Source organism: Nisaea sp., from assembly GCF_034670185.1.
In the GTDB taxonomy this organism is placed as follows: domain Bacteria; phylum Pseudomonadota; class Alphaproteobacteria; order Thalassobaculales; family Thalassobaculaceae; genus Nisaea.
In genome coordinates this window covers 53,738-74,714 of sequence record NZ_JAXMNY010000001.1, presented here as the reverse complement: position 1 = coordinate 74,714, position 20,977 = coordinate 53,738, and the positions used below count along the sequence as shown (strand labels likewise).

At 63.0% G+C, this 20,977-nt stretch carries 19 protein-coding genes; 4 read left to right on the top strand and 15 right to left on the bottom strand.

Going from position 1 to position 20,977, the window contains the following annotated elements:
* Positions 1–108: 108 nt before the first annotated feature.
* Positions 109–543 (top strand): MarR family winged helix-turn-helix transcriptional regulator, encoded by a 435-nt coding sequence (locus VOI22_RS00350; protein ID WP_323794619.1) that lies wholly within the window; start codon positions 109–111, stop codon positions 541–543.
* A 44-nt stretch (positions 544–587) separates the two neighbouring features.
* The gene (gene fabF, locus VOI22_RS00345) at positions 588–1,862 is read left to right on the top strand and encodes a beta-ketoacyl-ACP synthase II (RefSeq protein WP_323794618.1); all 1,275 of its coding nucleotides are present in this window, start codon (positions 588–590) and stop codon (positions 1,860–1,862) included.
* 58 nt (positions 1,863–1,920) lie between these two features.
* On the opposite strand, the gene VOI22_RS00340 is transcribed toward fabF, so the two are convergent.
* The 14 genes from VOI22_RS00340 to VOI22_RS00275 form a co-directional block, all read right to left on the bottom strand.
* Positions 1,921–3,102, bottom strand: a complete 1,182-nt coding sequence (locus VOI22_RS00340; RefSeq protein ID WP_323794617.1) for an MFS transporter — start codon at positions 3,100–3,102, stop codon at positions 1,921–1,923.
* 225 nt (positions 3,103–3,327) lie between these two features.
* Positions 3,328–4,704, bottom strand: a complete 1,377-nt coding sequence (locus tag VOI22_RS00335; protein WP_323794616.1) for an FAD-dependent oxidoreductase — start codon at positions 4,702–4,704, stop codon at positions 3,328–3,330.
* Positions 4,701–5,309: a cysteine hydrolase gene (locus tag VOI22_RS00330; RefSeq protein ID WP_323794615.1), complete on the bottom strand. Its 609-nt coding sequence runs from the start codon at positions 5,307–5,309 to the stop codon at positions 4,701–4,703. The genes VOI22_RS00335 and VOI22_RS00330 overlap by 4 nt, the downstream gene beginning before the upstream one ends.
* Entirely contained in the window at positions 5,309–7,378 is a 2,070-nt protein-coding gene (locus VOI22_RS00325; RefSeq protein ID WP_323794614.1) for a hydantoinase/oxoprolinase family protein, read from the bottom strand. Before VOI22_RS00325 ends, VOI22_RS00330 begins: the two co-directional genes overlap by 1 nt.
* Entirely contained in the window at positions 7,375–9,111 is a 1,737-nt protein-coding gene (locus VOI22_RS00320; RefSeq protein ID WP_323794613.1) for a hydantoinase B/oxoprolinase family protein, read from the bottom strand. Before VOI22_RS00320 ends, VOI22_RS00325 begins: the two co-directional genes overlap by 4 nt.
* Positions 9,111–9,989 carry an oxaloacetate decarboxylase gene (locus VOI22_RS00315; RefSeq protein WP_323794612.1) on the bottom strand — a complete coding sequence of 293 codons (879 nt, stop codon included), beginning with the start codon at positions 9,987–9,989 and terminating at the stop codon, positions 9,111–9,113. The genes VOI22_RS00320 and VOI22_RS00315 overlap by 1 nt, the downstream gene beginning before the upstream one ends.
* Entirely contained in the window at positions 9,986–10,474 is a 489-nt protein-coding gene (gene leuD, locus VOI22_RS00310; RefSeq protein WP_323794611.1) for a 3-isopropylmalate dehydratase small subunit, read from the bottom strand. The genes VOI22_RS00315 and leuD overlap by 4 nt, the downstream gene beginning before the upstream one ends.
* On the bottom strand, positions 10,471–11,748 hold the full coding sequence (locus VOI22_RS00305) for a 3-isopropylmalate dehydratase large subunit (RefSeq protein ID WP_323794610.1): 1,278 nt from the start codon (positions 11,746–11,748) through the stop codon (positions 10,471–10,473). The genes leuD and VOI22_RS00305 overlap by 4 nt, the downstream gene beginning before the upstream one ends.
* Positions 11,749–11,750: 2 nt before the next feature.
* Positions 11,751–12,452 carry an ABC transporter ATP-binding protein gene (locus VOI22_RS00300; RefSeq protein ID WP_323794609.1) on the bottom strand — a complete coding sequence of 234 codons (702 nt, stop codon included), beginning with the start codon at positions 12,450–12,452 and terminating at the stop codon, positions 11,751–11,753.
* Positions 12,445–13,191, bottom strand: coding sequence for an ABC transporter ATP-binding protein (locus VOI22_RS00295; RefSeq protein ID WP_323794608.1), 747 nt, complete (start codon positions 13,189–13,191; stop codon positions 12,445–12,447). The genes VOI22_RS00300 and VOI22_RS00295 overlap by 8 nt, the downstream gene beginning before the upstream one ends.
* Positions 13,184–14,230 (bottom strand): branched-chain amino acid ABC transporter permease, encoded by a 1,047-nt coding sequence (locus VOI22_RS00290; protein WP_323794607.1) that lies wholly within the window; start codon positions 14,228–14,230, stop codon positions 13,184–13,186. Before VOI22_RS00290 ends, VOI22_RS00295 begins: the two co-directional genes overlap by 8 nt.
* On the bottom strand, positions 14,227–15,126 hold the full coding sequence (locus VOI22_RS00285) for a branched-chain amino acid ABC transporter permease (protein WP_323794606.1): 900 nt from the start codon (positions 15,124–15,126) through the stop codon (positions 14,227–14,229). The genes VOI22_RS00290 and VOI22_RS00285 overlap by 4 nt, the downstream gene beginning before the upstream one ends.
* A 79-nt stretch (positions 15,127–15,205) precedes the next feature.
* Positions 15,206–16,447 (bottom strand): ABC transporter substrate-binding protein, encoded by a 1,242-nt coding sequence (locus VOI22_RS00280; protein ID WP_323794605.1) that lies wholly within the window; start codon positions 16,445–16,447, stop codon positions 15,206–15,208.
* Between the two features lie 40 nt (positions 16,448–16,487).
* A complete protein-coding gene (locus VOI22_RS00275) occupies positions 16,488–17,309 on the bottom strand; it encodes a GntR family transcriptional regulator (protein WP_323794604.1) in 822 nt (273 codons plus the stop codon).
* A gap of 267 nt (positions 17,310–17,576) precedes the next feature.
* On the opposite strand from VOI22_RS00275, the gene VOI22_RS00270 reads away from it, so the two are divergent.
* Both VOI22_RS00270 and VOI22_RS00265 read left to right on the top strand, forming a co-directional pair.
* Positions 17,577–18,797, top strand: coding sequence for an aminopeptidase P family protein (locus VOI22_RS00270; protein WP_323794603.1), 1,221 nt, complete (start codon positions 17,577–17,579; stop codon positions 18,795–18,797).
* 127 nt (positions 18,798–18,924) lie between these two features.
* Positions 18,925–20,205 (top strand): MFS transporter, encoded by a 1,281-nt coding sequence (locus VOI22_RS00265; RefSeq protein ID WP_323794602.1) that lies wholly within the window; start codon positions 18,925–18,927, stop codon positions 20,203–20,205.
* An 18-nt stretch (positions 20,206–20,223) separates the two neighbouring features.
* Here VOI22_RS00265 and VOI22_RS00260 read toward each other — a convergent pair whose 3' ends face one another.
* Positions 20,224–20,838, bottom strand: coding sequence for a LysE family translocator (locus VOI22_RS00260; RefSeq protein ID WP_323794601.1), 615 nt, complete (start codon positions 20,836–20,838; stop codon positions 20,224–20,226).
* Between the last annotated feature and the right edge of the window lie 139 nt (positions 20,839–20,977).

The following is a 20,977-nucleotide window of genomic DNA, read 5'->3' as shown; positions in this document are numbered from 1 at the left end:
GGGCCGCTGCCGCAACCGGATGGTGCCCCCAGCCCTGCTCCGCGCGCAATTGTCGCCCGGACATTCCGGGGACTTTACAGAAGTGCATATGCACATTATGCAAAGCGCATGGACGCGAAAACCGCCAAGCACATGACGACCTATTGCCTGATGCTGAACTCGCGGCGGGCAGCCCGGTCGATCACCCGGCGCTATAACCGGCTGGCCAAAGAACATGGCCTTCAGGCCACCCAACTTGGCCTGCTGTTCGCCATTGCCGGCGGCGGTTTCTCCTCCATAAGCGAACTTGCCGAGCGCACCGCCATTGAACGCAGTGCCATGACACGGAACCTGCAGGCATTGCGGAAAAAAGGCCTGATTCAGGCCGAAAATGAAGGTCGTGGCCGTTCCCAGCGCGTGTCTCTGACGGAGGAAGGCGAGAGGCATGTCGAGGAATTCATCCCCGTCTGGTTCGAGGCGCACGACAAAGTGCGCGTTGAACTCGGCGAGGAGAAATGGAACCAGGTACAGGAAGCCCTGAAGATCCTTGCCGATCTTGAGTGAGTATTTTTGAGCAAAGTTGTGCATATACATAACTGGAGAAACAAATGTCTGACGATCCTATTGTGATAACCGGCATGGGCCTCGTGACCCCTCTTGGGCGAGGTGTCGAGGCGGTGTGGAGCAGGCTCCTTGCAGGCCGTTCCGGCATCCGCGCGGTTGACCGGATTGATGTCTCCGACCTGCCTACCCGCATTGCCGGACTGGTGCCTTCCATCGAGGAGGATCCGGAAGCAGGACTGGATATCGATGCTGTGGTCACCACGAAGGACCGCAAAAAGGTCGATCTCTTCACCATCTATGCGCTGGCGGCGGCCGAAGAAGCGCTTACCCAGGCCGGATGGAAGCCCGAGGATCAGAAAAGCAAAGACCGCACGGCTACCGCCGTCGCCACCGGCATCGGCGGCTTTCCCGTAATCACAGAGGCCAAGACCACGCTGGACCAGCGCGGCTACCGCCGCCTCTCCCCCTTCGTCATCCCCGCATTCCTCGGCAATCTCGCCGCCGGAAACATCTCAATCCGTTACGGCTTCAGGGGACCGATCGACACGCCGGTCACCGCCTGCGCCGCCGGGCTCCAGGCCATCGGCGACGGCATGCGCCTGATCCATGCAGGCGAAGCCGATGTGGTTCTCGCAGGCGGCACGGAGGCTTGCATCGACCGGCTGACCATCGGAGGCTTCGCGGCAGCGCGCGCGCTCTCCACCCGAAACGATGCGCCGGAACAGGCGTCACGGCCCTATGACAGGGACCGGGACGGATTTGTGCTGGGCGAAGGCGCCGGACTGGTGGTGCTTGAGCGGAAGAGCCATGCCGAAGCGCGCGGCGCCACCCCGCTGATTGAGGTCGCGGGGTACGGCACGAGCGCAGATGCTTACCACCTGACAGCGGGGCCGGAAGACGGCTCGGGCGCAGCACTTGCCATTTCGGCCGCGCTGAAACGCTCAGGTCTGACTGGGGCAGAGATCGGTTATATCAATGGCCACGCGACCTCCACACCGGTCGGCGACAAGGGCGAACTCGCCGCTCTCCGGCGGGTGTTCGGCGCGGCCCTTGCCGGGATACCGATCTCCTCGACGAAATCCTCCATTGGGCACCTGCTCGGTGCGGCTGGCGGCGTGGAAGCCGTATTCTCCGCCCTCGCCGTACTGCGCGGGGTTCTGCCGCCGACTCTGAATTTCGGCGGCGCCGACGATGGCGCGGAAGATCTGGATTTCATCCCGCTGAAGGCGCGGGCGGCCACGATCCGCAGTGCCCTCTGCAACAGTTTCGGCTTCGGCGGGGTAAACGCATCCCTCTGCTTGCGAGCGCTTGGCGCGTAGAGGCTTCTGACACACTGATGATGGGCATGCTCTCCGGTATGCCCATCATTAGGCCGTCTCAGCCCTTCCGGAGTGACGCAACCGCGACCACCATCGTGACGATAGACATCAGCGTCGCGACAACGCCCAGCGCCACCGGTATTGAGAAAGCGGTCAGCACTCCGCTCGCGAAGATCACCCCGACCGCGTTCGAGGTGCGCAACAGGGCGAATACTTCCGGACGCTTATGCGGTGGAGCAAGCGTATCGAGGATCAGGGAATAGTAGGTTCCCAGCGGTGCGAGGACACACCCGATCAGAACAGCTCCAATTATGGTTATCGTGAGAGACAGTTGGAACGCGGCTAATGCGGCCCCAATAGCCATTAGCGCCAACAGAAGCACGACCGTCCAGCGGGAGAGCGTGCGATTGTAGATGCTGACCAGGATGCCGCCTGTGACGGAAGACAGGCACAACGGGACCGTGAACATGATGGCGAGCGCGGGCTCGCACCTGAACTCCAGGGCGAGAGCGACAGCGCCGATTTCTATGGCCGCGACGGTGGCTCCGCCGGCTGCACCGCACATAAGCCACAAGGCAATCGCGGGGGTGAGAACCGAGGTCTTGGCCGCGCGCACCTTCTCACCATGAACCGACTGAACATGCGGAACGAGCAGGACGGGGACGGCGCCAAGAAGCGCCAGCGCCAGGATGGCGAAAATCGGCGAGACAGTTCCAAGCCCCGAGGCCACCACCGGCGCCAGGACGAACGTCACTTCGCCGAGTGTTGACGAGATGCCCAATGCCCGAGGCAACTTGGCCGTTGATGTGAGGCTGTTGAGGATGGAGCGCAGGTATCCGAAAGCCGCGCCATTCACCGACCCGGCAACCGCGGCAAGAACGAACAACCAGACAAGGGGGACCCCAGTCGCTGCCAAAGTCGCCATCAACACCAGAGCCAGCGTACGGATCAAGATCAAGATTTGCAGGAACCTAGCCGCCGGGAAGTTCCGGCCCAGACGCGTGATCGGGATCGCGCCGAGCACCTGGGCCAGCGTCATGGCGAGGATCAGCGCGGCTCCGCCTCCGGTATCACCGGTGAGATTCAGGGTGAGTAGCGAAAACGCGACTGGGGCCGCCGCCTGCGGAACGCTCAGGGTCGCAGACGATACGAACCAGCGCAGCAGCGCCCAGCGATCAGAAGACGCTTCAGGGAGCGGACGGCCGGAGCCATCGGCCTGGATATCGGGATCGTTTGTCATGCTGGGTACTAAGCGCCGGTCAACTTCAGCCCAGTTGGCTGACCAACTTCAAGATTGACTGCGAGAACGAGATAAAGCCAAGCCATCGACCGGCCCCATTTTTTCAAGTGGGCCGGGCCGTTCCCGGGGAGTTCATCCCCATGTTGGGGTGAGGACGTTACCTCAAGGGCACGACCTTACCTCCCCGTTCTTGCATGTCAACGTTGGCTTCGCCCGCTTGAGAACTTACCTGACAGAGGTCTCTCCAGCGATCCGGCCCAGCGCGATAGCCGTCAGGAGGCCATTGCCGGAGAGATAACCCGAAATGTCCGGGCCTGAGACACCAACAGCGGCACCGCCAGCGGCAAAAAGGTTCGGAAAAGGACTGCCATCGTCCCGCAGCACACGCGCCTCGCCATCAATGGCAAGACCGCCCTGGGTGTGAAACAGCGCTCCGGTCACGCGGACTGCAAAGAACGGATCCTCCAGGCCTGGCGTCTTGCCGAGATCCCGGCCGAACCGGTCAACCTCATCCGTGTGGGTTGCGGCAATGGCAGCGTCCAGATTGTCAAACGGCACGCCGATATGCTCGGCCAGTTCCTCGACGCTGTCGCATTGCCTGACCGCACCGGCATTGACCGCGTCCTTGTAGTCCGGAAATTCCAGCCCGAGCGCATGCAGCCGCGCGTCGTAAATATCGAAAGCCACCCCGTCAGGCTGCTTCAGCACGTCAACGGCCTGCTCGCTATAGCCCTGATGCTCATTGGCGAAACGGTCGCCATTCTTGTTCACCTGGATGCCACCTTCCATCATCAGCGCCCAGGTAATGAGTATACGGTGCGGCATGGCGAGGGAGCCGTGGCCCTGACAGGCCGTCAGATCGCGCACCTCGGCGCCAAGCGCCTCACCCCAGACAACAGCATCGCCGGTATTGCCCGCATGGCCGTGATATTCCGCCTCTGCCATGGCCGGGATGTTCGCAGCCACCATCTGCGGGTTCCCACCGTAGCCGTTGCAGGCGAGAATCAGACTGCCGCAGCCGATCAGCTCCGTTGTGCCATCAGGCCGGGTCACCTCGACACCGGAGATAAGGCCGTCCTCGTCGGCGAACAGCGTCGTCACACGGGCGTCTGTCATGACCGGAATACCGACCGCCATCACCGCCTGCAAAAGCCGGGTCAGCAGGGCTTCGCCGGTACGCTCCGGCACGGCATGCATGCGGTGCCGGCTGTGTCCGGGATAGAGGAAACCTTCCAGCACCTCGAACGGGATGCCGTGCTCGTCCTCCAGCCATTCCAGCGCGGGACCAATGGCCTCGACCACCTCCGCCGCCACCGTCGGATCGGAGCGGTCGTGGGACTTGCGCTGAATGTCTTCCAGAAACAGGCTGGGGTCGTCGTCGATACCCTGCTCATGCTGCCAGCGGGTTGCCGCCGCCGGGATGAAACCGGAGGACATGGAGGTGGAGCCGAACGGGCTTTCGTCCCGTTCCAGCACCAGCACCTCGCCACCCGCATCCTGAGCCGCCAGCGCTGCCGTCAACCCACAGGCCCCGGCGCCTATAACGATGGTCTGGACCCAGGCAGGGAACTCGACATCTTCCGGGGATGCGACACCTATCATGGCTGCAACCGCCCGATCACGCTGGCGCAGGTGTCGATTTCGGCAACACTTTTCAGCGCGGCGATATTGGTTTCGTGCACTTCCGGGGAGAAAGCTGCGCAGCCATCGGACAGCACGGTGATATGGAAATCACGAACATGCGCGTCCCGTACGGTCGAGGCAACGCCGCCATTCGTGACGATACCGCCAACAATCAGATGGTCGATCCCGGCCCGGTTCAGCACCCATTCGAGCCGGCTCATATAGAAGGCGGAGAAAGCCACCTTTTCGACCTTGATATCGGCGGGCGCCAGCCCCTCGATCAAGTCCTGACCGAAACTGCCGGGCTCGAAATCGCCCTTGCGCAGAAACGGACGGAGCTGCTTCAGGTGCGGCGAGACGAAAGGCTCACCCTCCTTGCCGGGAACCAGCGTGAAATGGGTTGAGACGATCCAGCCGCCGACCTCGCGCATCCGATCCGCCACCGGTTTCAGCTTTTCCGGCAGGGCCGCGATTTCCGGCGCAGACGCACCGCCCCTCGCGTAGGCGCCATACGGGTGAAGAAAGTCGTTCTGCATGTCGACCAGCAGGAGCGCCGTCGTCTTCGGATCGAATTCCCCGCTCATCAGGCTTTCCTTGCAATGACGAAGTTGCCGTAGCTGTCGACCGTGCCCGTGAGGTCCGGATCGACCAGAATGGTGGTATCCGCCTGCTCCAGCACCGCCGGGCCCGGCACTTCCGCGCCGACCGGCAATGACAGTCGATCATAGACCGGGCTGTCCCACCATTTGCCGTCAAACCAGATCTGCCGTGCCCCGGTGCGGGACGCGTCGACCGAGCCGCCTTCTGACGGTGCCAGCAGTGCGAGATCGAATTTCGGGCGCGTGCCGATCACGGCGACCCGCAGGTTCATCACCCTTATGCCGATCCCGTCCAGCAGACTGCCGAAGGTAGCTTTATAAGCCGTCTCAAACGCCGCCCTGATCTTCACCGTATCGAGTTCAGATCTGCTGCCATTCATCGCGTCAGGAACCGGCACGGAGACCGTATGGGTCTGCCCGAGATAGAGCATGTCGAACTCCACCAGACGCTCGATGCCCTCAAAAGCGACATTGGCGCCGTCCAGCAGGCCTTCGGCCTCGATCACAATCTCCTCGACCGCCTTGTTCAGGGCCGAGAGATCGAGCATGTCCAGCATGGTGTTCAGGGTCTGCACCCGGTCATGCCGCATGTCGGCGATGACGCAGCCAAGCGCGCTGGTGACGCCCGGGTAGCGGGGGACAAGCGCACGGGCGAGGCCGACTTCCTTGATCAGCGCGCCTGTATGCAGCGAGCCGCCGCCGCCGAACGGCATGGCTGTGAAGGTTTTTGGATCGTGCCCGCGCTCGATGGAGACAAGGCGGATGGCACCCGCCATTTTTGCATTGGCGACCCGGACGATAGCTTCCGCCGCCTCCATCACCTCAATGCCCAGCGGCTCCGCCACATGCACGCGGATAGCCTCTTTCGAGGCTTCCACATCCAGTCGGTCGAGCTTGCCGCCGATCGGGCGCTCCGCATTGATCCGGCCCATGACCACGTTCGCGTCGGTCACGGTCGGGCGCGTGTTGCCAAGCCCATAGCAGACCGGCCCCGGATCGGAGCCCGCGCTTTCCGGGCCGACTTGCAGCAACCCGCCCCGGTCGACGGAGGCGATGGAACCGCCGCCCGCACCGATGGTGGTGATCTCGATCATCGGGGTGCGGACGACCATGCCGAAATCGATGGAGGTTTGGGCGCTCAGCGCGCTCTGCCCATCCGCGACAAGGGAAACGTCGAAACTGGTGCCCCCCATGTCGCAGGTGATGATGTTCGGCTCGCCCGCCGCTTCCGCGATATAAGCACCGGCGATGACACCGGCTGCCGGACCGGAAAGCGCGGTACGCACCGGCAGTTCCCGCGCGACCTTGGCCGACATGACACCGCCGTTCGACTGCACGATCAGCACCTGACCGCCGAAGCCGCCATCGCGCAGACCGTCTTCCAGCCGTTCCAGGTAGTTGCCCACCGGCGGCTGAAGATAGGCGTTGAGAGAGGCGGTCGAGCCGCGTTCGAATTCACGAATTTCCGGCAGGATCACGCTGGATGCGGTGATATGCGGGTTCGGCCAGACCTCACGGACGGCCTCCAGAGCCACCTTCTCGTTCGCGTCGTTGGCGTAGGAATTGACGAAGAAGACGCAGACGGATTCAGCATCGCGCTCCAACAAGGTCTTTGCGGCCTGCTTCACCGCTTCCGGATCGACGGCGGTATGCACGGACCCGTCCGCCAGCACGCGCTCATCCACCTCAAGCCGCAGATCACGCGGCACCACCGGATCGAAACTGCCCCAGAGGCCCCAGGTCTGCGGCCGGTCGCGGCGGCGCATTTCCAGCACGTCGCGGAAACCGGTCGTGGTGATCACCCCGGTGCGGGCGCCGTTACGCTCCAACAGCGCATTGGTGCCGACCGTGGTGCCATGCACGATGGTGCCGATGGCGCCGAGTTCCACACCGCCCTCAGCGATGCCACCGCGAATGCCGACCGACTGGTCCGGCTTGGTCGACGGCACCTTGGCTACACCGCAGGTTCCGGCCGCTTCATCAAGGAAAAAAAGATCGGTAAAGGTCCCGCCGACATCGACTCCGACGACGGTCTTCCGGCTCAGATCATTCATTGCGCAGACTCCGCGCGCAGGACTTCGGTAGCCGCTGTGTCGACGGTTCCGTCGCCAGCGATGATTGTGCGATACGTCTTGGCGGCCGCATCGGCGCTGACATAGCCGAGCCGGACGTCCTCCGCGACAGCATCAGGCGCGCGTTCAAGCACATCGCCGTACCCGCCACCGCCCGGTGTCTCCAGCCGGACTTTCTGGCCCTGCGCCAGCTTGATGCCGACCATCTTGGAGGCCATCGGCGGCGTGTGATCGCCGTCCGCCTGCTCATAGATAAACTTGTTGAGGGCGGCGTCTCCGCCACCGACCACGCCATGCGGCGCAAACCGGCCACGCTCACCGAACAGGAAGACATCCGCGTTCTCTTCCAAAAGCTCGATCTCGTAGATCGCGCCGAGGCCCCCGCGATGGCGCCCAGCGCCGCCGCTGTCCGGCCGCAGCGCCCACTGGGTAAAGCGCACAGGATAGGCCGCTTCCAGGATTTCCATCGGCGGGATGGTCGCGGTCGAGATCGGCGCGTTGCCGTGGTTGAGGCCATCCCCTTCCGGGTTACCGCCATGGCCGCCGCCGAAGAAGGAGAACATCACCCAGCGCTGGCCGTTCTTGCGGTACCCCGCCAGCGACAGCGCGTTGATGGTGCCATAGGCGCAGCCATTCACCATCTCCGGCGCCGCTGTACTGAGGGCGACGAACACCGTGTCGATGATACGCAGGATAGTCTCGGTATAGCCGCCGACGGGCTTCGGCGCCTTGACGCTCAGCAGGCTGTCATCCGGAATGACGAAGGTGATCGGCTCCAGCACGCCCGCATTGGCCGGTACGTCCTTGAAGACATGCTTCAGCGCCACGTAGCAGGAGGCAATCGCGGTCGATCGGGAGATGTTCACCGGGCCGGCACAGGCAGGCGAGGTGCGGGAGAAATCCAGCACCATGGTCTCGCCCTCGATGACGATATCGAGCGCGATCCTGAGCGGCTCGTCCACGATCCCGTCATTATCGAGGAAATCGTCCGCCGAATAGCGTCCGTCCGGCATGTCCGCGATCAGGCTGCGCATAAGCTGACCCGCCCGGTCCCGCAGCTCCGTCATGGCACCGGCGACAGTGTCAGCGCCATATTCGCCGAGCAGCGCACCCAGCCGGTCGTTACCGAGACGCAGCGCGTTGATCTGGCCGTTCAGATCGCCATAGAGGCTGCCCGGCAGGCGGGAATTGGCCTGCATGATGTCGATCACGTCCTGCCGCAGCTCTCCCTTGGAGAACAGCTTCACCGGCGGGATCATCATGCCTTCCTGGAAGCTCTCGGTCGCGACCGGGTTGTAGTTGCCCGGCACGTTGCCGCCGACATCGTGCCAGTGGCCAACCGAAGCAAGGAAGCAGAACAGTTTGCCGTCCCGGTAGAAGGGCTGCACCAGCTTGAAGTCGGACAGGTGGGTGCCGCCTTCATAGGGATCGTTGAAGATGAAGACGTCGCCTTCGCTGATCATGCCCCTGGCGCCGAACTTGTCGATCACGGCCTTCACCGCGAAGGACATGGCCCCGACGAAGATCGGCAGGCCGGACTTGCCCTGGACCAGCGTCTCGCCTGTCTCGGCATGGTAAAGCCCGTGCGAGGCGTCATGCGCTTCGGCGATGATCGGGTTGAAGGCACTGCGGAACAGGGTCGCGTCCATCTCGTCAGCGATCTGTTCGAGACGGCCCTTCAGAACCGCGAGTGTGACCGGATCGAGAGCCGCCATCACGCGCCTTCCCCGTCATATTTTTTACCGGCTTCGAGAATACCGGGCGTGCCGAGCAGATCGTTCAGCTGCTTGAAATCAAGCATCCGGTCCTGGAACGGCTTGGTGCTGCCGTTGGCATGCAGGCTCTGGAAATAGTCGGTGATCGTCACGGCGAGCGCCCGCATCAGGCCACCCGGGAAAATCACGATATCGAACCCGGCTTCCTGCAAGTCCTCGGCGGACTTTGCTGGCGTCTTGCCGCCCTCGACCATGTTCGCCAGCAGCGGAATGTCGGAGCCGAAGCGGGAGATCACTTCGGCAATCTCCGCCTCGTCGCGCGGCGCCTCGACGAACAGCACGTCGGCGCCGGCTTCCTTGTAGGCCGCAGCCCGTTCCAAGGCCGCTTCGAAGCCCTCGACGCCGATAGCGTCGGTGCGGGCAATAATCTGGGTCGCCTCGTCCCGCCGGGCATCGACGGCCGCGCGGATCTTGCCCGCCATCTCGGACTTAGAGACCAGCGCCTTGCCGTCCAGATGGCCGCAACGCTTCGGCATTGCCTGATCCTCAATCTGGATCCCGGCGGCGCCGGAACGCTCCAGCAGACGGACTGTGCGCTGGACGTTCAGCGCATTGCCGAAGCCGGTATCGGCATCGACAATCAGTGGCAGGTCGACCCGCTCGGAGATATGCGAGACCACGTCCGCCACTTCCTCAAGCCCGAACAGGCCGATATCCGGGCGGCCGAGACGGGTATAGGCGATCGAGGCGCCGGAGACATAGAGCGCCTCGAAGCCCGCATTGGTCGCCGCCATGGCGCTGAAGGCGTCGAACACGCCCGGCGCAACAAGGATCTCGGGCTGTTTCAGCCGCTGTTTCAGGACGCTTGAAGGCGTCATGAGTGTTTCTCCAGTTTCTGCTCGAGATAGGGAACGAGCCCGCCGGCCGCGACAATGCGGCGGAGATGCTCGGGAACGGGTTCGGCGGCGATCTGCGCGCCGGTGGTTGTGTTGCTGATGGTGCCGCTGGCCGGATCGAGGTCCAGCACATGCCCTGCCTCGATATCCGCCTCGGCGTCGGCGACCAGCGCCAGCAGGCCGAGATTGAAGGCGTTGCGGTAGAAGATGCCGCCGAAGCTCTTGGCGATAACCGCCTTCACGCCGAGCAGAACCAGCACTTCCGCCGCCTGCTCCCGGCTGGAGCCGATGCCGAAATTCCGGCCCGCGACGATGACGTCGCCCGGCTGCACGTTGGGCGCGAATTCAAGGTCGATGGCTTCAAGGCAATGTTTCGCCAGCTCCTCCACCGGGCCCTTCATGTAGGCGCCGGGGGCAAGCAGGTCGGTATCGACATTGTCGCCGTATTTCCAAGCCTTACCGCTCATGATTTGTTCTCCGCCAGGAAGGGGCGCGGGTCGGCGACCCGGCCGCGCACGGCGGTCGCGGCAACGGTATAGGGCGAGCCGAGATAGACTTTCGAGGAGCGCGCCCCCATCCGGCCTTTGAAATTCCGCGCGGTCGAGGCCATGCAGGTCTCGCCCTCGGCAAGCACGCCCGCGCCGTAGCCTGCACAGGCACCACAGCCGGACGGCATAAGGATCGCGCCCGCTTCCGTCAGCTTCACAAGCGTGCCGTCAGCGGCAGCGGCGGCGGTAATCCGGGTCGAGGCCGGGGCCAACAGAAGACGTGTCCCGCTCGCAACCTTGCGGCCACCAAGCACTTCGGCCGCCATATGCAGGTCTTCCAGCTTCGCGCCGGTGCAGGCGCCGATATAACACTGGTCGACCGGCGCATCGTCGGCATCCTCTACCGGACCCGAATTGGCGGGACTGTCCGGCGCCGCAACCTGCGGGCCAAGCGCGCTGGCATCGAACTTGTGGACCACGCGGTAAGCCGCATCCTCGTCCCCGGCGAAGGCCGTGCCCTCGTCCGGATCGGCACCGGCAGCGCGGATATAGTCCGCCGTCGTCCTGTCCGCCGCGATCAACCCGGCCTGCGCGCCGAGCTCGGCCGCCATGTTCGACATGGTCATGCGTTCGGTCATGGAGAGGCCGGCGATCGTGCTGCCGGTATATTCCACCGCCTGATAATCGCCGCCATCCATGCCGAGGGTGGCGCAAAGCTTCAGCATCATGTCCTTGGCCGAAGAGCCGCGCGGTAGGGCGCCGGACCAGTCGATCCGGATTGTTTCCGGCACCCTGATCCAGGTCTCCCCCGTGACCAGCACACCCGCCATATCCGTCGCCCCGACGCCGAACATGTAGCAACCGAAGGCGCCGCCGGTCGGGGAGTGACTGTCGCCGCCGACCACGAACATGCCCGGCTTCAGATGGCCGCGTTCCGGCAGGACCACATGGCAGATGCCCTGCTGGTCGTAGAAATCCTCGATCTCCTGATCCTTCACCCAGTCGCGGGTCAGTTTCAGGATCGCCGCGCTCTGCTGGTCCACCGCCGGGACAAAATGGTCGGAGATCACGACCACTTTCTTCGCGTCCCAGACCTTCACGCCGAGGCGCTCCAGCACCGGTTTCACCCGGCGCGGCCCACCGCTGTCATGGATCATGGCGAGATCGACGGTGCAGGTGACGATTTCACCAGCCCGGACACTGTCCTGCCCGGCCGCCTTCGCGATGATCTTTTCCGCCAGTGTCATGCTCATGACTACATCCCCAAATAGGAGCGGCGCAGCTCCTCGTCATGCATCAGATCCTGCGCCGGTCCCTCAACCGTGATCAGGCCGTTCTCCATGACATAGGCCCGGTCGGCGATCTCCAGCGACTGAACGACATTCTGCTCCACCAGGAAAATCGCAAGCCCTTCGGCACGCAGCTTCTGGATCAGCGCGAACATCTCCTCCACCAGCAGCGGCGACAGGCCCAGCGACGGCTCATCCAGAATCAGCAGGCGCGGTTCAGCCATCAGGCCGCGACCGATGGCCAGCATCTGCTGCTCGCCACCGGAAAGCGTGCCGGCATACTGATCGAACCGTTCCTTGAGGCGCGGGAAGATCCCGACCACCTTGTCTATGTTCCGGGCCCGGTTCGGCGTGGCACGACGGTAGGAGCCGAGTTCCAGGTTTTCCCGCACTGTCATGTTCGGGAAAACCCGGCGGCCTTCCGGCACCTGGATCAGACCGCGATCGACGACCTCTTCTGCCGGCGCGCCGGCAATCTCGATACCATCGAACCGGATGCTGCCGGCGAACGGCTTGTAGATGCCGGAAATATTGTTGTTCAGCGTCGACTTGCCCGCCCCGTTGCTGCCGAGCAGCGCGACAAGCTCGCCTTCGCCGACCTTCAGAGAGACACCGTGCAGCACTTTCGCATGACCGTACCCGGCCTTGACGTCCATGATCTCAAGCATCGACACCTCCCGCGGACTTCATCCGCTCGCTCGCCCCGTGTCCGAGATAGGCTTCAACCACCTTCGGATCGTGCGCGATCTCGACCGGGCTGCCCTCGGCAATGATCTCGCCGTAATTCAGCACATAGGCCCGGTCGGAGAGTTTCATCACGGCCTGCATGACATGTTCGATAAGAAGGATGGTGACACCGCCATCCCGGATCTGCTGGATGATCTCGACGATCTCTAGAATCTCCGTCGCGTTGAGCCCGGCCATGACCTCGTCCAGCAGCAGCAGCTTCGGCTGCGTCGCCAGCGCCCGGGCGAGCTCGATCCGCTTGCGACCAGCAACAGTCAGGTCCCCCGCCGACTGGTCCAGCATGGAGCTGAGGCCGACCTGCTCGGCGATCTTGCCGGCGAAGGCGAGTGCTTCCTCCCGTCCGGCGATCCTTGTGTGCGCGCCGACGGCGATATTCTCCCGCACGCTGAGCCCGGCGAACGGCTTCACCACCTGGAATGTGCGGACCATGCCGCGCCTACAGATCTCGTGCGGCTTGTGTCCGGTGATGTCCTCTCCGTCGAGCACGACACTACCCTCATTCGGCTTCAGGAAGCCTGCGACGGAGGCGAACAGCGTGGTCTTGCCAGCTCCGTTCGGGCCGATCAGGGAGACGATCTCACCCTCGGCAACGGTCAGGCTGGCGCCATTGACGGCGACAAGGCCGCCGAAGCGCTTGGTCAGGGAAGAAACGTCAAGCATTGCCGTCTCCCCGCTTCGTCATGAGTTTCCGCCAGAGCAATTCCACAAGACCGACCAGCCCGCGCGGCATATAGGCCAGCATCAGCACAAGGATGATCCCGAACAGGATCAGGTCGACACCCGGCCGGTCCCCCAGCATCGCGCCGATGGTTTCCTTGGCGAATTCGCCGACGAGATGAATGAAGGCCGAGCCGAGCAGCGGGCCAAGCACGGTGCCGACGCCACCAATGATGGCCGCGAACAGCGCCTCCACCGATTTGCCCGGCCCGTAGGCAATGCCCGGATCGACGAACAGGAATTTCTGCACGTAATAGATCCCGGCAAGCGACGTGACACCGGCAGAGAGGCAGATCGCACTCATCTTTACGCGGAAAGGATCGATGCCGAGAGCCGACGCCGCATCCTCGTCCTCGCGCACGGCCTGGAGCTGCGCGCCAAAACGGGAGTGGTTCAGCCAGCCGGTGACCGCGAAGCCAATCAGCAGAAAGGCCAGAATGGTGTAATAATATCCGGCTTCCGACAGGAACGGCCCGGCGAACGTAAACTGGAATGTGGCCAGTGCCTGCTCCGGGTCCTGATTGAGCGGAAGCTGCACGCCGCGCCCGCCTTCGGTGACCGAAACCAGCGAGCGGGACAGAACATGGAACGCCTCGGCAAATGCAAGCGTCACAAGCGCGAAGTATGAGCCGCGCAAGCCATAGCGGAAGCTGAGAAAACCGACGAATGCAGCGACCGCGACCGAGCCGCCGATGGCGATCCAGAGGGTCAGCCACGGGCTCCAGCCGAGCTTGTATTGCAGCAGTGCCTGCAGATAGGCCGCCGTGCCGAAAAACAGCGCGTGACCGAAAGAATACTGCCCGCCATAACCGCCGAGAATGTTCCAGCCCTGCCCGAGCAGGGCGGCGAAAAGGGTCAGCTCGATGAATTCCATCCAGCGGCCGGAATGGATCGCGAAGGGCGCCGCGAGCAGGGCACCGATCAGAACGGCCCAGCCGATCCGCTGCATGTTTCCGGTACTCATGGTCGTGAACATACTCATAGTCTTTGCCCGAAGAGGCCGGTCGGCCGGAACAGCAGGATCAGGATGAAGATCGCCGAAATGGTGATCAGCCCGAGGCTTTCACCGAGATAGAGCCGTCCGATCTGCTCCGTTATGCCAATCACCAGTCCGCCGACGAGAGCGCCGACGAAGCTGCCCATGCCGCCAAGCACGACGACGGTGAAGGCGATCAGCACGAAGAGGTAGCCGACCTGCGGGAACACGGCGTAGGTGGGCGCCAGCAGGCTGGCGGCGGCGGCAACGCATGCCGTGCCGATGCCGAAGCTGACGGCGAAGATATGCTCGACATTGATGCCCATCAGACGGGCTCCCTGCCGCTCCTTGGCGACCGCCCGGATGGCCTTGCCGGTATCGGTGAAGCGCATGAAGACCCAGAGCGCCGCCGTGATCAGCAGGGAGCCGACAAGCGCCGCGATCTGCGGCCAGACGACATAGACGACGCCGAGGTCAATACCGTCGAAATCATACGGCACCTGGACGTTTCGCTCATTCGCGGAGAAGGCGAAAAGGGCGAAATTCTCCAGCACGATGGAGACGCCGAGCGTGGTCAGCAGGATAATCTCGTCCCGGCCATGACTGGTCCGGCCGATCACGCTCCGCTGCAATGCGTAGCCGAAAAGATACCCTCCCGGCACGACGATCAGCATGGCGACATAGGGATCGACCCCGAACACGCTCCAGAGGAAGAAAACCGCATACATGGCCAGCATCAGAAGCGTGCCATGGGCGAAATTGATGATGTGCAAAACGCCATAGATCAGCGTCAATCCGAGCGCGACCAGAGCGTAGATCGCACCGAGGAAAATACCGCTGATGGCGGAGCCGAAGACCGTCTCGAGAGAATAGGACGGCAGGCTGATACCGAGAAAATCCATGAATTACTATCGCGTTCGGGCCGCGTGGAACGATGGGGGCGGGTACTCCGCCCCCATCGCTGTTTGTCAGAGCCAGTACTTAGGCCGGGCGCGGGAACACCGCGGCCTTGGTCGCGAATTCTTTCGGTGCGACGACTTCGATATCCTTGTTCAGGACCTGCATGACCATGGCCTGAGCGCCTTCGTTCTGGCCATTGACCATCTTGGTTGCGCCATACGGCATGAAGTGGTCGGACCAGGTGCTGGAAGCCATCGCTTCGATGATCTTGGCACGATCAGCGGAGCCGGCGCGCTCCATGGCATCGGCGGCGAACATCATCGCCTCATAGGCCAGGAAGACTTCGTAAGAGAAGGACTTGCCTGCCGCTTCAGTCTTCTTGCGCAGGGCCTGAGCCGCTGCTTTCCGCGGGTCGAACCAGTGATTGCAGTCCATCACGTAATCGGCCGCATCCGGGAACTCGTTCACGAAGCGATACTGGGAAGAGGCCCCGCCGAGCACGGAATAGATCGCTTTCGGCTTCACCCGCTGGCGCTGCAGGGTGCGCAGGAACAGCACGCCGTCACCGTAATAGTGGGACGGAATGACCAGGTCCGGGTTCGCTTCCTTGATCTTCAGCGCGATATTGCTGAAGTCCTTGTTTCCGGTCGGGTGCGGCAGAACTTCCTTCACCTCGAACCCGGCCGGGGCCAGGTTCTTTTCCAGCAGGCCGGCCATGAAGCTGCCGAACGGCGTGGTGTTTTCATGCACGATAACGACCGATTTGGTCGGCTTGCCGGCAGCCTCGTTGATGGCGATCAGATGATCGACACCAGACTTGGTGATGCTGCCGAAGCCCGGGCCGAAACGGAAGGTGTTCTCGAGACCGCGACCGACGATCTTGTCGTTCACGCCGACGTCGACGACATGCGGGATGCCGTATTTTGCAGCAGCCTGTGTGGTGGCGAGGCAGATACCGGAGGCATAGGCACCGACAATGGCGGAGACACCGGCCTCGTTGAATTTCTCGACTTCGGCCGCGCCGATTTCGGCTTTCGACTGGGCATCGCCCAGGACCGCCTCAAGCTTTGCGCCACCGAGCGCCTTGATGCCGCCGGACGCGTTGATTTCCTCGATCGCGGCAAGCGCGCCGAAGCGGCACTGGGTGCCGGAGAACTGCAGGAAGCCGGTCACCGGATGCACGACACCGACTTTCACGGCATCGGCAGCACGGGCGATATGCGGCATGCCGAGCGTTCCGGCAGCGGCAACCGCGCCGCCTGCGGCAACACCGGCCAGCACCTGGCGGCGCGAGAGATGATTGAACGTATAGGTCTTTTTCATAGCCATTCCCCTGTTTGGTAAGCGCGTTTGGTTTATCGTTTCATTCCGCCGCGGTCGTTGCCGCGTCCTGGCTCGGCGTCCAGGTATTGTGCGTCTCGCCCTGAACGCGCGAGAGCACCATCCGGTACTGGTATTGATCCGGGCGATAGAGAGCAGTGATGTACTCGACCGGACGCCCGTCCCGGTCGCGCACGATGCGATTGATCTTCAGCAGGGCGGACCCGGCCTCGACCCCGAGATGTCCCGCCACCTCGGCATCCGCGAGGGTCGCGGAAATCAGCTGGCTGGCGGCATCGACCTGAATGCCGCCGCGCTCAAGCAGCGACAGCAACGGCTTGTTCGCCAGATCCTCGGCGCCATAGCGGCGGCCGATATCGGCGGGAACAAAGGTGGTGAGAAAGGAGAAGGGCTGACCCTCGACACTGCGCACCCGGACCGAGCGCTGCACTTCCTGGCCGATCGGGCAGGACAGCGCCGCCGCGACCTCTTCCGCCGCCGGGACATAGCCGAAGGACAGAAGGTTCACTTCCGTCTCCAGGCCCATGGCGATAAGGTTTTCCAGCAACCCGTCCATCGAGGCCTTGTAAGCCCGCGCCTTCGGCCGGTACCGCACCCGCGTCCCGCGCCCGCGCTCCCGGACAACCAGACCTTCAGCGGCCAACTCGTCCAGCGCTCGTTTCGCGGTGATGCGGGAGACGTCATAGGTCTCGGCAAGCTCCTGCTCGCCCTGGATCAGCGCGTCATATTCGTGCAAGCCATCCATGATCTGCTGCCGCAGAATCAGGAAGATCTGGTGGTAGAGCGGCATCCGCAATGCCCCGCTCGCCCCCTGCGCACTGATATTGACCGACCGATCCGTCATGAATTCCCCTAAACGCTAAATGATATATTGATATGCGTTTAAGAGAGTGGGCAAGCAGAAAATTCTGCAGCCCCACTTCATCACGATACTTGCCGTTGACCGGAGCGGATTCCTGGATTTAGTCTCGCACCAGCATGTGCGGCGATGGCGTCGCCGCGAACGTGGTTCACGCATGCGGCCTCCGGGAGAAATCGGGGGTGATCCAGCATCCTGTACGCCCGGATGGATTACCGGGCGCGCCCGCGTCCGTTTCGGATGGAGATCAGGATGATGACCCCACAACAACGCCCCACGCATTTCACCCGGCACAATGGAGAGAAGGCGCCGCTTCCCTTCTCGACGGCGGAATATGAGCGCCGGCTCTTCGAGTTGCGGGAGGTCATGGCCGAGCGCAGCCTGCCCGCCGTGCTGTTCACCTCGATGCACAACATCGCCTATTATTCTGGCTTCCTCTATTGCAGCTTCGGCCGGCCGTTCGGCTGTGTCGTTACCATGGATGCCTGCACCACCGTTTCGGCGAATATCGACGGCGGCCAGCCCTGGCGCCGGAGCATCGCCGACAACGTCATCTACACGGACTGGCAGCGGGACAATTTCTGGCGCGCGGTCCGCGATCTGATCGGCAGGGCCGACCGGATCGGCATCGAGGGCGATCACCTGACCCTGCAGGCACGTGGTGCTCTGGAAGAGGTCACCGGCATCAATGAGATCGTCGATATCGCCCCCGCCGCCATGCGCAAGCGCATGGTCAAATCGGCAGAGGAAATCGCCTTGATCCGGGAAGGCGCCCGCATAGCCGATATCGGCGGTGCGGCGATCCGGGATGCGATCAGGCCGGGTACACGCGAGATCGACGTCGCCATGGCCGGGCGCGACGCCATGGAGCTGGCCATAGCAGAAGCCTTTCCCAACAGCGAAATGCGGGACACATGGGTCTGGTTCCAGGCTGGCCTGAACACGGACGGCGCCCACAACCCGGTCACCATGCGCACGCTCGAAGCGGGCGATCTGCTGAGCCTCAATACCTTTCCGATGATTTCCGGCTACTACACAGCTCTCGAACGCACCCTGACGCTGGGCGAGCCGGACAAGGACACACTCCGGCTCTGGGAAGCTAATATCGCTGCGCACGAACTCGGCATCTCGCTGATAAAGCCCGGTGCCCGGTGCGACGAAATCTGCGCAGAGATCAACCTGTTCTTCCATCAGGAAGGCCTGCTCGACTACCGCTCCTTCGGCTACGGGCACTCCTTCGGAATCCTGTCGCATTATTACGGCCGCGAGGCCGGACTGGAGCTACGGGAGGATATCGAGACGGTGCTGGAACCCGGCATGGTGGTCTCCATGGAGCCGATGCTGTGGGTGCCGGAAGGCACTCCGGGTGCAGGCGGATATCGCGAGCACGACATCCTGGTGATCGGATTGGATGGTGCGGAAAACATCACCGGCTTCCCATACGGCCCTGCACACAACGTGATCTCCATCTGAGCCACCACCATCACCTACCTCCGGAGCTCTTCCCCGACAGGCTCCGGAGGTGGACTTCAGGCCACCCGCGACAGACATCACGCCTCGCCTTGAGTTGCCCCGGCCTCCCGCCTATAGTCTCGCCGCAATGACATCCATAACCCCCTTCCTTCCGCTGCTTCTCAGCGTTGCGATCCTCCTTATGGGCAACGGCCTGCAAGGCACCCTGCTGCCTGTTCGCGCCGGCATGGAAGCGTTTGGCTCGTTTGAGATCGGAATATTGGGCTCGGCCTATTTCTGCGGTTTCATGGCGGGGTGCATTTATGGCCCACGAGTGATCCGCATCGTCGGCCATATCCGCACCTTCGCCGGCATGGTCGCCGTCGCCTCTTCCGTCGTGCTGATTCATGCGCTGATACTAGAACCCGCCGTCTGGTGGCTGTTGCGTGCCACAACAGGCTTCTGCTTCGCCGTGCTCTATATGGTGATCGAAAGCTGGCTGAACGAGAAATCGACGAACGAGACGCGGGGCCTCGTCTTTTCCGTCTACACCATCATCAATCTGACCGTAATCACAGCCGGACAGATGCTGCTGATAACGGCTGATCCCGCCAGCTTCCCGCTTTTCGCCCTCGCCTCGATCCTGGTCTCCATTGCCGCCGTACCGATTGCGCTGACCCGGATCGACCAGCCGGCGCCGCTCGATGTCGTCCAGCTGCGGCTGATACGGCTGTTCAGGATTTCTCCGGTCGGTGTTGTTGGATGTGTCGCGGTCGGCCTTGCCAACGGTGCCTTCTGGACCCTGGCACCGGTTTACGCCCTGACCTCGATGGGTGAGGCATCTGTGTCCAACGTCGCCTGGTTCATGAGCATCGTTGTCATCGCGGGAGCGATAGGCCAATGGCCGATTGGCAGCCTGTCCGACCGGATGGACCGGCGCAAGATGATCATCGTCGCCTGCCTCGGCGCGGCGGCGTCCGGCCTCTGCATGGTATTGTTCGCAAATGCCGTACCGTATGGCCTCTATATCTTCGGGTTTGCCTTCGGGGTTTTCGCCTTCCCTGTCTATTCCCTCAGCGTCGCCCATCTCAACGATTTCATCACCGAGCCGTCAGACTATGTCGAGGCGGCGAGTGGGCTGTTGCTGGTATTCGCCGTTGGCGCCATCGCCGGGCCGTTGATCGCATCGGCGCTGATCGATCTGGTCGGCATCAAGTATCTGTTCGCCTACACGGCAGCCATCCACATTCTTGCCGCCAGCTTCTGCGCGTATCGCATGAGTGTGCGGAACCCGGCCCCCGTGGAAGAGCACATCCCCTTTGGCGATGCCGTGGTGCTTTCGCAGACGCTTTCCACCGTGGACCCGCTGCCGCCTGTCGAAGAAGACACGGAAGCGGCGGACAGCGGGGACGACAAGCCCGTCAGCTAACTCCCGGCCCTTTCGGCGCTACTGCCGCGTGGCAATGGCGACCGCAGCCCCACCCATCACGGTTGCGCTTACCCGGTTCGCGATGCGAACCGCACGTGGGCTGCGCATCAGGGTCCGCGCGCCAGCCGCCATGACGACATAGCTGAGATCAATCGCTGCCAGCACGAAGACCAGAGTGAGTGCGATCGAGGTCCAGTCGGCAAAGGAAACAGAGCCGAGATCGATCAGGGTCGGCAGCAGGGCGAGGTAGAACAGCATGATCTTCGGGTTGCCAAGAGTGACCGACATGCCGGAGAGGAACATTTTCAGGCTGCTACGCGGCTCCGGCAAACGCTCGCCCGCCGTATCCACCGGCGCGGTCCACATCTTCCAGGCAAGAAAGCCCAGATAGCCGACGCCGAGCCATTTGATCACCAGGAAGGCCGAGTGAAAGGCCTCCGCGACTGCGGCAAGGCCGACAATGGCCATGGTCAACCAGACCAACTCACCCAGCCACATCGCCACCAGGAACGGCAATACCGCCCGCCAGCCCCGGGCCAACACCTGCGCCACAAGCGCGGCCAGACTCGGCCCGGGAGACCCGGCGGCGAGCGCTAGAGCAACAGCGAAAACCAGAAGCGATGAGGTATCCATGATCCATTTCCTTGATAGACTGGAGCGCCAGTTTGACGAGCTGAGCCGACCGCTGCAAGCCGATGCCTTTCATGCAATGCTGAGCCCTGTTTTTCGCAGGTTCTGGCATGCATATCCGCGAGACAGAAACCGCGACACT